General features: G+C 67.9%; 13 protein-coding genes. 5 read left to right on the top strand and 8 right to left on the bottom strand.

What is annotated here, in order from left to right; translation table 11 throughout:
- Window positions 1–128 precede the first annotated feature (128 nt).
- From ribA to OJI97_RS04310, 6 genes are all read right to left on the bottom strand, one after another.
- Entirely contained in the window at window positions 129–1,175 is a 1,047-nt protein-coding gene (gene ribA, locus OJI97_RS04335) for a GTP cyclohydrolase II (protein ID WP_297661475.1), read from the bottom strand.
- Between the two features lie 17 nt (window positions 1,176–1,192).
- Entirely contained in the window at window positions 1,193–1,981 is a 789-nt protein-coding gene (locus OJI97_RS04330) for an exodeoxyribonuclease III (protein ID WP_297661473.1), read from the bottom strand.
- Between the two features lie 231 nt (window positions 1,982–2,212).
- A complete protein-coding gene (locus OJI97_RS04325) occupies window positions 2,213–3,661 on the bottom strand; it encodes a S41 family peptidase (RefSeq protein WP_297661471.1) in 1,449 nt (482 codons plus the stop codon).
- Window positions 3,662–3,900: 239 nt separating this feature from the next.
- Window positions 3,901–4,611 carry an RlmE family RNA methyltransferase gene (locus OJI97_RS04320; RefSeq protein WP_297661469.1) on the bottom strand — a complete coding sequence of 237 codons (711 nt, stop codon included), beginning with the start codon at window positions 4,609–4,611 and terminating at the stop codon, window positions 3,901–3,903.
- Entirely contained in the window at window positions 4,608–5,609 is a 1,002-nt protein-coding gene (locus tag OJI97_RS04315; RefSeq protein ID WP_367184746.1) for a Ppx/GppA phosphatase family protein, read from the bottom strand. Before OJI97_RS04315 ends, OJI97_RS04320 begins: the two co-directional genes overlap by 4 nt.
- Before the next feature lie 320 nt (window positions 5,610–5,929).
- Window positions 5,930–6,334 (bottom strand): glycine zipper 2TM domain-containing protein, encoded by a 405-nt coding sequence (locus OJI97_RS04310; RefSeq protein ID WP_297661467.1) that lies wholly within the window; start codon window positions 6,332–6,334, stop codon window positions 5,930–5,932.
- A gap of 148 nt (window positions 6,335–6,482) precedes the next feature.
- On the opposite strand from OJI97_RS04310, the gene OJI97_RS04305 reads away from it, so the two are divergent.
- Window positions 6,483–7,469, top strand: a complete 987-nt coding sequence (locus tag OJI97_RS04305; protein ID WP_297661465.1) for an esterase-like activity of phytase family protein — start codon at window positions 6,483–6,485, stop codon at window positions 7,467–7,469.
- 37 nt (window positions 7,470–7,506) lie between these two features.
- Here the strand turns inward: OJI97_RS04305 and rpmB are convergent, their stop codons facing one another.
- The gene (gene rpmB / locus OJI97_RS04300) at window positions 7,507–7,800 is read right to left on the bottom strand and encodes a 50S ribosomal protein L28 (protein ID WP_257547249.1); all 294 of its coding nucleotides are present in this window, start codon (window positions 7,798–7,800) and stop codon (window positions 7,507–7,509) included.
- Between the two features lie 127 nt (window positions 7,801–7,927).
- Here rpmB and tadA point away from each other — a divergent pair, with 127 nt between their 5' ends.
- Window positions 7,928–8,386, top strand: coding sequence for a tRNA adenosine(34) deaminase TadA (tadA, locus tag OJI97_RS04295; RefSeq protein WP_297661464.1), 459 nt, complete (start codon window positions 7,928–7,930; stop codon window positions 8,384–8,386).
- Here the strand turns inward: tadA and OJI97_RS04290 are convergent.
- On the bottom strand, window positions 8,383–9,087 hold the full coding sequence (locus OJI97_RS04290) for an NAD-dependent deacylase (protein ID WP_297661463.1): 705 nt from the start codon (window positions 9,085–9,087) through the stop codon (window positions 8,383–8,385). The two genes, tadA and OJI97_RS04290, sit on opposite strands and share 4 nt — an antisense overlap.
- Window positions 9,088–9,303: 216 nt before the next feature.
- On the opposite strand from OJI97_RS04290, the gene dapB reads away from it, so the two are divergent.
- Genes dapB through nth form a run of 3 tightly spaced genes read left to right on the top strand, consistent with a single transcriptional unit; the run spans window position 9,304 to window position 11,887 of the window.
- Window positions 9,304–10,029 (top strand): 4-hydroxy-tetrahydrodipicolinate reductase, encoded by a 726-nt coding sequence (gene dapB / locus OJI97_RS04285; RefSeq protein WP_297661461.1) that lies wholly within the window; start codon window positions 9,304–9,306, stop codon window positions 10,027–10,029.
- Window positions 10,030–10,055: 26 nt separating this feature from the next.
- Window positions 10,056–11,234, top strand: a complete 1,179-nt coding sequence (locus tag OJI97_RS04280; protein ID WP_297661459.1) for a M48 family metallopeptidase — start codon at window positions 10,056–10,058, stop codon at window positions 11,232–11,234.
- Window positions 11,231–11,887, top strand: coding sequence for an endonuclease III (nth, locus tag OJI97_RS04275; protein ID WP_297661457.1), 657 nt, complete (start codon window positions 11,231–11,233; stop codon window positions 11,885–11,887). Before OJI97_RS04280 ends, nth begins: the two co-directional genes overlap by 4 nt.
- The last annotated feature ends 77 nt before the right edge of the window (window positions 11,888–11,964 follow it).

Below are 11,964 nucleotides of genomic sequence, written 5' to 3'. Positions count from 1 at the left end.
TGGGGGGGCGCGCTGGGTGCACTCCGCACGGTGCATTGAACAGGTGGTCGCCCCCGCGTGGGGGGGGGCGGCCGGCAGCCTAGCGCTTGGCTGCCTGCGGCCCCCGCCTTCGCGGAGGCGACGCGTTTTTACAGCTGATGCCCCGTCCGGTCGCGCTTCGTCGCGAGATACTGCTCGTTATATTTGTTCGTCGGCAGCGCGAGCGGGATGCGCTCGACCACCGCGACGCCTTCCTTTTCCAGCCGCGTGACCTTTTCGGGATTGTTGGTCATCAGCCGGATGCGCGGGATGTTCAGCAATTCCAGCATCCGCCCGGCGATCGCGAAATCGCGCGCCTCGACCGGAAAGCCCAGCCGCAGATTGGCGTCGACCGTGTCATATCCCTGATCCTGCAGCGCATAGGCGCGCAGCTTGTTGACCAGCCCGATCCCGCGCCCTTCCTGCCGCAAATAGAGCAGCACCCCCCATGGCGCGTCGGCCATCGCATGGAGCGCCGCGTGGAGCTGCGGCCCGCAATCGCATTTGAGGCTGCCGAGCACGTCGCCGGTCAGGCATTCGCTGTGCAGCCGCACGACGGGGGGCTGGCCGTCGCGCTTGCCGATGATCAGCGCGACATGGTCCGATGCTTCCTCGGGGCTGCGAAAGGCGACGATCTCGGCGCTTTCGCTCGCCTCGACCGGCAGGCGCGCGCGCGCCGCGATTTCGAGCCGCGCCGGGTCGAGCAGCGCGGCGACGTCGTCGGCGCCGGCTTCGGTTTCGGCCTCGCCCGTCGCTGCGCGCACGAAGAAGGCGGGGAGCAGCCCCGCGTGTCGCGCCATCGTCATCGCCGTCGCCGCGGCGGCCTCGCCGCCGGTGGGCACGGTGCGAAACGGGCCTTTCAGCGGATGGGCGAGGTCGAGCGCCGGATCGGCGATTGCCAGCGCTGCGGCGACGCTATCGGCGGCATCGGAAAGCCGCACCGGCCCCGGCGTCGCCGCGGCGCGCTGGTTGGTGAGCTTCAGCGTCACCGCGCGCTCGCCCGAGATCAGCACGTCGTGGCTGCCGAACCCGGCCAGCGCCGCGTCGCGCGCGCTTTCGACCGCGATCAGGTCGATCGCGCCGTCATCCGCGATGACGCGAAAGGGCCATCCCCGGCGCAGCGCATCGATCGCGCGCGCGGCTCTCCGGGCGCCCATATCCTTTGGCGCCTCGCTCAAAAGGCGAACTCCGTCACCAGCGGAATATGGTCCGACGGCCGCTCCCAGCTCCGCGCCGGTTGCACCACCCGGTGCGAAACCGCTTTCGGGGCCAGGTCGGGGGTCGCCCACATATGGTCGAGCCGGCGGCCACGGTTCGACGCTTCCCAATCCTTCGCGCGATAGCTCCACCAGGTATAGAGCGGCGTCGGCGCCGCGACGAAATGACGGCCGAGGTCGACCCAGTCCGACGCCGCCTGCAATCGCGCGAGCGTTTCGACCTCGATCGGCGTGTGGCTGACGACGTCGAGCAGCGCCTTGTGGTTCCAGACGTCGCTTTCGAGCGGGGCGACGTTGAAGTCGCCGGTCAGGATCGTCGGCGTATCGGCCAGCGCGCGCGACCAGTCGGTCATGCGGCCGAAGAAATCGAGCTTCTGGCCGAATTTGGGGTTGAGGGTGCGATCGGCTATGTCGCCGCCCGCGGGGATATAGACATTGTCGAGCCGGACCCCTGACGGCAGCGTGACGCCGATATGCCGCGCCTCGCCATTCGCCTGCCAGTCATATTTGCGAACCTCGGCCAGCGGCAGCCTGCTGACGATCGCGACGCCATGGTGCATCCGCTGACCGTTGGTGACGATATGGGTATAGCCGAGCTGCTCGAACATGCCCTTCGGGAACAGGCCGCATTCGACCTTGGTTTCCTGCAGGCACAGGACGTCGGGGGCTTCCTCGCGCAGGAATTTCTCGACGATGCCGATCCGGGCGCGGACGCTGTTGATGTTCCAGGACGCGATGCTTGTCATGCCGTCGGCTCTATCGGGGCCGGTCATGGTGCGCAATGGCGGTGCCGCGCAAATGCGAGGTTGGACCGGCTGCTGACGAGCGGTTGCGGACACCCGGCCTCTCCTAACTTTGTCATCCCCGCGAAAGCGGGGACCAGAGCGTGCGTCGGCTAACCCCACCCTGGGTTCCCGCTTTCGCGGGAATGACGAAGGTGGGCAGGGGCAGCTTTCCGCCCCTTGGCCGGCGTTTCGTCAGAACAGCCCCGGCAGCTCCCGCTGCGCCGCGCGAGGCTTTGCCGGCGTCAGCATCTCGGGCTCTGCGGCCACCCTGACACCGCGGCTTTGCGCGGAAGCGCCCGCCTCGGCGATGTGCGTCGTGCAGCTTGCCCCCGCCAGAAAATCGATCGCCGCGCGCACCGAGGCTTCGCGCGGATCGCCGAGCGGCAGGGACAGGTCGTCGTCCGCCGCGCAGCTGTTGCTGATCTTCGGCGCCAGCCCGTCGAAATAGTCGCCGCTGCTCGCCGCATTGCCGGTCGCAAAGGCGATCACGCGCATCCGTTCGTCGCACTCGCCCTTGTCGAGCGCGATCTGTCCAACGGGCTTGCCATAGGTGTTGCTGCCGACCAGCGTCATGTTGGTGCCGAGGTAGGGCAGCATCCCGTTGATCACCAGTTCGCTGGCCGAGGCGGTCGATCCGGTGCCGATGAAGGCGATGCGCGTCGGCGCGATCGCCTCGGGCTGGGTCGTGAAGGTATGGCGCGTATTGTTGCCCGCTTTCGACGCGCGGAAATTGGTCTGCGAGAACAGGTCGCTCGCCGCGCGGTTGCGGCCGAGCAGGTCGCCGAACAGCTCGGCGGTCGCAACCAGCCCGCCGCCGTTGTAGCGCAGGTCGATGATGACGTCGGTCACCCCCTGGTTGCGGAAATTGAGGAAGGCGGCGCGAAGCTGCGGATCGGCCGAGCTGATGAAGCTGCGCAGGTTCAGATAACCATAGGCGTGCCCGCCCTCGCTGATGATTTTCGCGCCATAACGGTCGGAGATTGGGTCGAGGTCGTAATCGGCCTTGGTCACCGAAACGTCGCGGGTGCCGCCGCCGGGTTCGACGATGCGCAGCACACGCGTGACGCCCGGATCGCTCGCCCCCAGTGCGTTGGTGATCCCCTGCGTGCCCTCGCTGCCGACGATGGCCGAGATGGCGCGGACGTTCGACGCATTGGTGCCGATGCCGACGATTTGCGTGCCGCGATCGATTCCCGCCGCAAGCGCCGGGGCATTTTCATACGCCTCGGCGATGATCACGCGCTGGATCGTCGGATCATAGGCGAGCCGGACGCCGAAGCCCGCGCTCGACCCGCTGGTGAAGAAGGCCTCTTCCTCGGCGATCGAGGTGACATAGGTGAAATAGCGGTCCTTGTTCAGCGCCCGCGCCGGTGCGACGAGCGCGTCAATATAGGTCTGGACGTCGGCGAAGTTCGCGGGATTGACGTTCGTCGCGACGTCGCTCGGGAAGAGATACCATTCGTCGATCACCGCCTTGGCAAAGGACTGGCGCGCGCTGAGGCCGCAGCTTGCGGTGGGTGTCGGGGTCGGCGTGGGGGTTGGGGTGACGGTGACCGGCCCACCGCCGCTGCTCGACCCTCCGCCGCCGCACGATGCGAGCAGCAACGACAGGACGGTCAGCGATGCAATCGCGCTACGCATGTGATTTCCCCCGATAATCGATGGACCTTCGATGATAGCGGCGACGGGCCGAATTGGAAGGGATGAAGGTCTGAAAAGGGCGATTGCGGATGCCCGGCATCTCCTAACTTTGTCATCCCCGCGAAAGCGGGGACCCAGAGCGTGCGTCGGCTAACCCCACACTGGGTTCCCGCTTTCGCGGGAATGACGAAGGTGGGCAGGGTAGCCTCCCGCCCCAAGGCATCCGTTCCATCCGCCCGTCAGCCCGCGTCGCCGTCTTCCCCGCGCCGTCCCTTGAACCCCTGCGCGATCACGTAAAGCTCGGGCGATCCCTTGCGGCTCGCGGGCGGCTTGGCATGTTTCACGGTGGTGAAATTCTGCTTGAGGACGGTCAGCAGTTCGCGGTCGGCGCCGCCCGCGAACACTTTCGCGACGAAGGCGCCGCCGGGCTGCAGATTCTGCACCGCGAAATCGGCCGCGGTCTCGGCCAGCCCGATGGTGCGCAGGTGATCGGTCTGCGGATGGCCGACGGTGTTCGCCGCCATGTCCGAAATGACGAGGTCGGGGGCGCTCCCCAAGGCCTCGATCAGCGCATCGGGCGCGGCGTCGTCCATGAAATCCATCTCGAGGATCGCGACCCCTTCGATCGGTTCGCAGGCGAGCAGGTCGATGCCGGCGACACGCGCGCGCGGATTGGCCTTGCGCACGACCTGCGACCAGCCGCCGGGGGTGATTCCCAGGTCGACCACCGCGCGCGCTTTCCTGAGCAGGCCGAATTTCTCGTCGAGCTCGATCAGCTTGAAGGCGGCGCGCGAGCGATAGCCCTCGGCCTGCGCGCGGCGGACATAGGGATCGTTGAGCTGGCGCTGAAGCCAGCGGGTCGACGAGGCGGAGCGCTTGCGCGCGGTCTTGACCCGCACATGCAGGCCGCCGCGGCCGCCGCCGCTCTTGCCGTCCTTGCCCCCGCTCATTTGCGATGCTCGCGGCGGGTGACCGGAATGTCGCGGCCCTGCATCGCCAGCGTGCGCAATATGCCTTCGCGGATGCCGCGGTCGGCGACGCCGACGCGCGCGGCGGGCCACAGGTCGATGATGCTTTCCAGGATCGCGCAGCCCGCGACCACCAGGTCGGCGCGCTCGCGCCCGATGCACGCGATCTCGGCGCGCGCGTCGAGACTCGCCTCGGCGAGGCGGCGGCTGATGTCGCGCATCGCGGCGGCGGGAACGGTGATTCCGTCGACCGCGCGCCGGTCGTAGCGCGGCAGCTCGAGGAAGACGCTGGCGAGCGTCGTCACCGTGCCGCTGGTGCCGAGCAGGCGCAGCGGCTGGTTCGCGAAGCGTTCGGCGCGCCCGGCAAAGGCGGCGAAGGCGTCGCGCGTCACCTCGCGCATCCGGGCATAGCTCGCCCGCCGCGCGACCAGGCTGTCCTCGCCCGGCGCGGCATGTTCGGTCAGCGACACGACGCCCCACGGCACGCTGATCCAGTCGTGGATCTTTACGTCATGGTCCGACACGTCGACGTGCATCAGTTCGGTCGAGCCGCCGCCGATGTCGAAGATCAGCGCCGGCCCTTCGCCCGGTTCCATCAGATTGTGGCAGCCGAGCGCGGCGAGTCGCGCCTCTTCGGCCGCGGAAATGATGTCGAGGACGATGCCGGTCTCGCGCCGCACCCGCGCCGCGAGTTCGGCGCCGTTCACCGCACGGCGGCACGCCTCGGTCGCGACCGCGCGCGACAGGGTGACGTGGCGGCGGCGCAGCTTGTCGGCGCAGATGGCGAGTGCGGCGACGGTGCGGTCCATCGCCGCGTCGCTGATCCGTCCGGTCGCGTGCAATCCTTCGCCCAGCCGGACGATCCGCGAAAAAGCGTCGATCACGACGAGTTCGCCCTCGTGCGGGCGGGCGATCAGCAACCGGCAATTGTTGGTGCCAAGGTCGATCGCGGCATAGCTGCGGGGCCGTATGACCGGCACCGGGCGGGGCGGAGTCTCCCCTTTCTGTCTTCGGCTCGCCGGCGGGCCCATCTTCGAACCCGGCCGCGGCGATCGCCCTGAAGGCGCTGCCATTTGCCGCATGGCTATGTTGACCTGTCTCTGACTCACGCGTCCGCCGTTTTGCGGACGTGCACTTGCGTGCGAACCTAGGCCCCGGCGGGCGCGATGGCAAGTCCGCCCGCCGATAGCAAAGCCCCGTCCGGCGCGGGCCGGACGGGGCGAAAGGGGGAGAGTCTTTTATTGGGGGTCGGGTCTGCCTTGATGGCGGCAGCCGTCATTCCCCTTTAACGGGCGGGTTCTTAACGGCGGCAACCGTCATTCCCCTTGTCGATGGCGCGTCCGGCGATGGCGCCGACGGCGCCGCCGATGATCGTGCCGACGGTGCGGTCGCCGCGGCCGGCGATCTCGTGACCGGCCAGGCCGCCGGCGATCGCGCCGATGATCGTGCCGCCGGTGCCGTTGTCGCACTGGCGATAATTGCGGTAGTTGCGATTATCACGGCGGTCATAGTTGCGGTAATCGCGGCGATCGTAATTGCGATAGTCGCGGCGGTCATAGCGGCGGTTGTCGCGATTGTAGCGCGCGTCATAGCTCGAATAGCCGTCGCGGCTGTAATATCCGTTCTGCGCCGCGGCGGGCGTCGCAAGGCCCAGCGTCGCGGTGGACATCAGGGCGGCGATCGAGAGGGTCACCATCTTTTTCATCGTCGTTCTCCTTCTTTCGTCGTCAGGCCCTTGGGGGCTGTGGATCGATGATGCCCTTCTGCCCGATTCGCTTTGAGTGAAGCCTGAACATCGCTGTCGGCTGCCGTTCATCTTGCGGCGGCCGGACGCGCGTCCTATCGCCGCGCCGATGCGCCGCCTCCTTTTCGCCGCCCTGATCTTCGTCGCGCTCGGCCCCGTGCCCGGGACGCAGCAGCGCTTTCCGGTGGCCGATCTCACCTCGCAGCAGGTCGCCGCGCGCCCGCTCCGCTATCCGGCGGGACAGGCTGGGATGCTGCGCTTCGTGCGCGGCTGGCGCCTCGTCAGTCCGAACGATGCTTTCGGTGGATTTTCGGCGCTCGCGATCCTCGGTCCCGATCGGTTCCAGCTTGTTTCCGACAATGGCTATTGGGCGCGGCTGACGATCGCCGCAGGCGGCGCGGTATCGGATGCGCGCATCGCGATGCTGCCGCTCGGCGGCGCTCCGTCGCAGCGCAAGTCGCAGCGCGACGTCGAATCGATGGCGTTCGATCCCGCGAGCGGCAAAAGCTGGGTGGCGCTCGAGGGGCTCAACCAGGTCTGGCGGCTCGACCCGGCACTCGGCCGCATCGAATCGCGCGCGCGCCTGCCGCGGCCGTCCTGGCCGGCCAATCGCGGACCCGAGGCGATGGTCCGCCTCGCGGGCGGGCGCACCGTCATCTTCTCCGAAGACGCCGACGACGATCCGCGCGGCCGCGAGGCGCTGCTCTTTACCGGCGATCCCGCCGAGCCGGGGACGAAGGCGGTTCGCTTCTTCTATGATTCACAAGGGAAAGGGCTGGTCAGCGACGCCGCGGCGCTGCCCGACGGGCGCATCCTGCTCGTCCACCGCCGGCTCGGGCTCGATCCCGTCTTCACGACGATCCTTGGCGTCGTCGATCCCGCCGCGATCCGGCCGGGCGCGCGGCTGACCTCGCGGACGATCGGCCGCGTGCCCGCCGCGCTCGCCGACAATTACGAAGGCGCGGCGGTCGAACGCCGCGGCGGGCGCACCTTCCTGTGGCTCGTCTCGGACAATAATTTCAACAGCTGGCAGCGCAGCCTGCTCGTCGAGTTCGAGCTTGTCGGCCTGCCGGACAGCAAAAAGGCGGCGCCGTAAACCGGGCCGCCTTCTGCAACAGGAATGCGGTGGAAGCTCAGGCGGCCTTTTCGGCCAGCTTCTTCGCGACGTCCTTCTTGACCTTGCGGGCGTTCGCCGAAAGCTGGTCGTCGCCGGCCTTGAGCAGCCAGTTGTCGAGGCCGCCATTATGCTCGACCGTGCGCAGGCCGTGGGTCGACACGCGCAGCTTCACGCCCTTGCCGAGGGCGTCCGACAGCAAGGTCACATTCTGCAGATTGGGCAGAAAGGTGCGCTTGGTCTTGTTGTTGGCGTGGCTGACATTGTGGCCAACCTGGCGGCCCTTGCCGGTCAGTTCGCAAATGCGCGACATGATCTTCTTCCTCGAATCAATGGGCGGCGTCCGGGGTGGGCCAGAAGGCACCGAAAGGACCGGATGGGCCGGGAAAGGCGCGCGCTTATCGGCTTGCAGGAGATTCGTCAAGCGCATAGGCGGGATTATGGCCGCAAACTTCCCCCTTCCCGCGCCGATGCGCCGCGCGCTCGACCTCGCGCGCATCGCGGCGGAGTGGGGCGAAGTGCCCGTCGGCGCGGTAATCGTCAAGGACGGGCAGATCATCGCCGAAGGTCACAACCGTCCGCGCGAATCGCACGACCCGACCGCGCACGCCGAAATCGTCGCGATTCGCGCCGCCGCGGCCAAGCTCGGCAACGAGCGCCTCGACGGCTGCGACCTCTATGTCACGCTCGAACCCTGCGCGATGTGCGCGGGCGCGATCGCCCACGCGCGAATCGCGCGTCTCTATTACGGCGCCGACGATCCCAAGGGCGGTGCGGTGGCCCACGGCCCGCGCCTCTTCGCGCAGCCGACCGTCCACCACCGCCCCGAAATCTATGACGCGATCGGCGCGGGCGAAGCGGCGGGGTTGCTGAAGGATTTCTTCGCGGCGCGGCGTTAATCGCCCAGCATCGCTTCCACCCACGCCGGCACCAGCGCCGTCGCCGGTCCCTGCCGCGCTTCGTCGAACCAGTGGCTCCCCTCGCTCGGCTCCATATTGAGCTCGAGCGTCCGCGCGCCCGAGGCGCGCGCTTCGCGGACGAAGCCCGCGGCGGGATAGACCGCGCCCGAAGTGCCGATCGACACGAACAGGTCGGCGCGATTGATGGCGTGATAGATTTCGTCCATCCGGTACGGCATCTCGCCGAACCAGACGATGTCGGGGCGCAGACTCCCCGCCGCCTGGCACGCCGGGCAGGCGGGGCGACCCAGCAGCGGCCCGGCCCACGGCACCCGCGCGTCGCAGGTCGTGCACCAGGCGTTCAGATGCTCGCCGTGCATGTGGATCAGCCGCTTCGCCCCCGCGCGTTCGTGCAGGTCGTCGACATTCTGGGTGACGATCAGCAGCTCGCCCGGCCACTCGGCGTCGAGCTGCGCCAGCGCGCGATGCGCCGCATTGGGCTGCTTGGTCTGAATGCCCTCGCGCCGCTGATCGTAAAAGCGCAGCACCAGGTCGGGATCGCGCGCGAACGCCTCGGGGGTCGCGACATCCTCGACGCGATGCTGTTCCCACAGGCCCCCGGCGTCGCGAAACGTGTCGATCCCGCTTTCGGCCGACACACCCGCGCCGGTCAGGATCACGATATTCTGAATAGTCTTCATGGACCTCCCATATCCGTTCGCATCGCGCGAAGTCGAGATGCCGGTGCTGATCCATATCTCTTCGTCACCCCGGACTTGATCCGGGGTCCCGCTTTTCCGGTGTCGCTGAGCGGGGCCCCGGATCAAGTCCGGGGTGACAGGGGCGAAAGCCGAACCGCATCTCGACTTCACGCGACCCGCGGGTCTAAGGGGAGAATGGATAGGGGACAGCGAGTCATGACCAGCATCGGCATTATCGGCAGCGAAGGGCGGATGGGCGTCGCGCTCGCCGCCGCGATTTCCGAGGCGGGGCAGCGCAGTTGCGGCATCGACAAGGGCGGCAATGTCGCAAAGCTCGCCGCGGCCGCCGATGTGCTCGTCGATTTTTCCTCGCCAAAGGCGCTCGAGGCGACGCTCGACGCCTGCGTCGCCGCCAAGACCCCGATCGTCGTCGGCACCACCGGGATCGAGGAGCGCCACCATTATCTGATCGACGATGCCGCGAAGGATATCGCGGTGCTCCAGACCGGCAACACCTCGCTCGGCGTCACTTTGCTCGCGCATCTGGTGCGCGAGGCGGCGTCGCGGCTCGATGCCGACTGGGATATCGAGATCGTCGAGATGCATCACCGCAACAAGGTCGACGCGCCGAGCGGCACCGCGCTGCTGCTCGGACAGGCGGCGGCCGAGGGGCGGGGGATCGACCTTGCGAAATGCTCCGAACGCGGCCGCGACGGCGTCACCGGCGCGCGCGGCCACGGCAAGATCGGCTTCGCGAGCCTGCGCGGCGGCACGGTCGCGGGCGATCACGACGTGATCTTCGCGGGGCCGGAGGAGATGATCACCCTCGGGCACCGCGCCGAGAACCGCATGATCTTCGCGCGCGGCGCGGTGAAGGCGGCACTATGGCTGGTCCGCCAGAAGCCGGGGCGCTACACGATGCCGCAGGTGCTCGGGCTCTGAACCCGGCGAACATGGGGGAAAGACAGATGGCGTTCGATCCGGCGACCGCAACCAAAGCCTATATCGACGGCCTCGGCCCGGCGGCGCTCGCCAAGGCCGAGGCGTATACCACCGGCAACGAATGGCTGCTGCTCTGGGGGCTCGTCGTCTCGGCGGTCGTCACCTTTCTCTTCGTCCGCCTGCGCATCCTCGACTGGATCGACGCGCGGCTCGCGAAACGCGGCTGGGCGCTGCGCACGTGGCTGCTCTGCGCCGCCTTCTTCCTGCTCTCGACGATCCTCACCCTGCCGTGGGACATCTACACCGGCTGGGGGCGCGAAACTGCCTATGGCCGCACCAGCCAGCCGCTCGCCGACTGGCTCGGCCAGTCGGCGATCTCGACCCTGCTCACCGCGCTGCTCGGCGGGCTTTTCTTCCTTGGCGTCTATGCGCTGATCCGCCGCACCGGGCGGCGCTGGTGGATATGGTCGGGCGGCTTCGCCGCGGCGGCGATCGCGGCTTTCCTGCTCGTCTCGCCGATCCTGATCGAGCCCTTGTTCAACGATTATAAGCCGGTTCCCGCCGGACCGGTGCGCGATGCGCTGGTCGAGATGGCGGCGAAGGCCGACATTCCCGCCGACCGCATCTATATGTTCGACGGATCGCGCCAGTCGAACAATTTCACCGCCAACGTCTCGGGAATCGGCCATTCGGCGCGGATCGCCATTTCGGACGTCGCGCTCGGCAAGGCCTCGCTCGACGAGGTGCGCGCGGTGACGGGGCACGAGATCGGCCATTATGTGCTCGGCCATATCTGGCGGATGGTGTTCGTCTTTGCGGGACTCGCGATCCTGCTCTTCTTCGCCGCCGACCGGCTCTTTCCGCGCCTCGCGCGCTGGTTCGGCAGCGACGCGGCCATCAGCGACCCGCGCGGCTTTCCGGTCCTGATCTTCTTCCTCTCGCTCTTCGGCCTCGTCACCCTGCCGCTCACCAATACGCTGATCCGCGTCGACGAGAGCGAGGCCGATCATTATTCGCTGAAGACCGAGAACCGGCCCGACGCGCTCGCGACCGCGCTCGTCAAGACCGCCGAATATCGCAGCCCGCGCCCCGGCGCGGTCGAGGAGATCATCTTCTACGACCATCCGTCGGTCGAACGCCGCGTGCGCGCGGCGATGGACTGGAAGGCGGCGCATCCGCCGGCGACCGCACCCGCGCCGCAATGAAGAAAGCCGATATCTTCGAATTCTACCGCCGCCTCGCCGAGCTCAACCCGAGCCCGGAGACCGAGCTGGAGTTCGGCAACACCTATCAATTGCTCGTCGCGGTCGTGCTGTCGGCGCAGGCGACCGACGTGGGCGTGAACAAGGCGACGCGGAAGCTGTTTCAGGAGGTGAAGACGCCGCAGCAGATGGCCGATCTCGGCGAGGACGGCCTCAAGCAGCACATCAAGACGATCGGGCTGTTCAACGCCAAGGCGAAGAATGTCATCGCATTGAGCGACATCCTCGTGCGCGACCATGGCGGCGAGGTGCCCGCCGACCGCGATACGCTCGTCGAGCTCCCGGGGGTGGGGCGCAAGACCGCCAATGTCGTGATGAACTGCGCCTTCGGGGCGGAGACCTTCGCGGTCGACACCCACATTTTCCGCGTCGGCAACCGCACCGGCCTTGCGCCCGGCAAGACGGTGCTCGCGGTCGAGAAGAAGCTCGAAAAGGAAACCCCCGCGCCTTTCCGCGTCGGCGCGCACCACTGGCTGATCCTCCATGGCCGCTACATCTGCAAGGCGCGCACCCCCGAATGCTGGCGCTGCCCGGTGATCGACCTCTGCCGTTACAAGCCCAAGACCCCGGCGCCGAAAGCGAAGAAGGCGGCCTGATCTTCCTCCCTTCGTCACCCCGGACTTGATCCGGGGTCCCGCTTTTCCGGCGTCGCTGAGCGGGACCCCGGATCAAG

It is taken from the genome of Sphingopyxis sp., from assembly GCF_025869345.1.
Lineage (GTDB): Bacteria > Pseudomonadota > Alphaproteobacteria > Sphingomonadales > Sphingomonadaceae > Sphingopyxis.
Note: the sequence above shows the minus strand (reverse complement) of the source record. Positions and strands in the feature narration are given on the sequence as shown.

Coding starts and splice junctions, on each gene's coding strand:
- ribA (WP_297661475.1), bottom strand. CDS start 1,175: ATGGGCGCCCGGAGAGCCGCGCGCGCGATCGATGCGCTGCGCCGGGGA.
- OJI97_RS04330 (WP_297661473.1), bottom strand. CDS start 1,981: ATGACAAGCATCGCGTCCTGGAACATCAACAGCGTCCGCGCCCGGATC.
- OJI97_RS04325 (WP_297661471.1), bottom strand. CDS start 3,661: ATGCGTAGCGCGATTGCATCGCTGACCGTCCTGTCGTTGCTGCTCGCA.
- OJI97_RS04320 (WP_297661469.1), bottom strand. CDS start 4,611: ATGAGCGGGGGCAAGGACGGCAAGAGCGGCGGCGGCCGCGGCGGCCTG.
- OJI97_RS04310 (WP_297661467.1), bottom strand. CDS start 6,334: ATGAAAAAGATGGTGACCCTCTCGATCGCCGCCCTGATGTCCACCGCG.
- OJI97_RS04305 (WP_297661465.1), top strand. CDS start 6,483: ATGCGCCGCCTCCTTTTCGCCGCCCTGATCTTCGTCGCGCTCGGCCCC.
- rpmB (WP_257547249.1), bottom strand. CDS start 7,800: ATGTCGCGCATTTGCGAACTGACCGGCAAGGGCCGCCAGGTTGGCCAC.
- tadA (WP_297661464.1), top strand. CDS start 7,928: ATGGCCGCAAACTTCCCCCTTCCCGCGCCGATGCGCCGCGCGCTCGAC.
- OJI97_RS04290 (WP_297661463.1), bottom strand. CDS start 9,087: ATGAAGACTATTCAGAATATCGTGATCCTGACCGGCGCGGGTGTGTCG.
- dapB (WP_297661461.1), top strand. CDS start 9,304: ATGACCAGCATCGGCATTATCGGCAGCGAAGGGCGGATGGGCGTCGCG.
- OJI97_RS04280 (WP_297661459.1), top strand. CDS start 10,056: ATGGCGTTCGATCCGGCGACCGCAACCAAAGCCTATATCGACGGCCTC.
- nth (WP_297661457.1), top strand. CDS start 11,231: ATGAAGAAAGCCGATATCTTCGAATTCTACCGCCGCCTCGCCGAGCTC.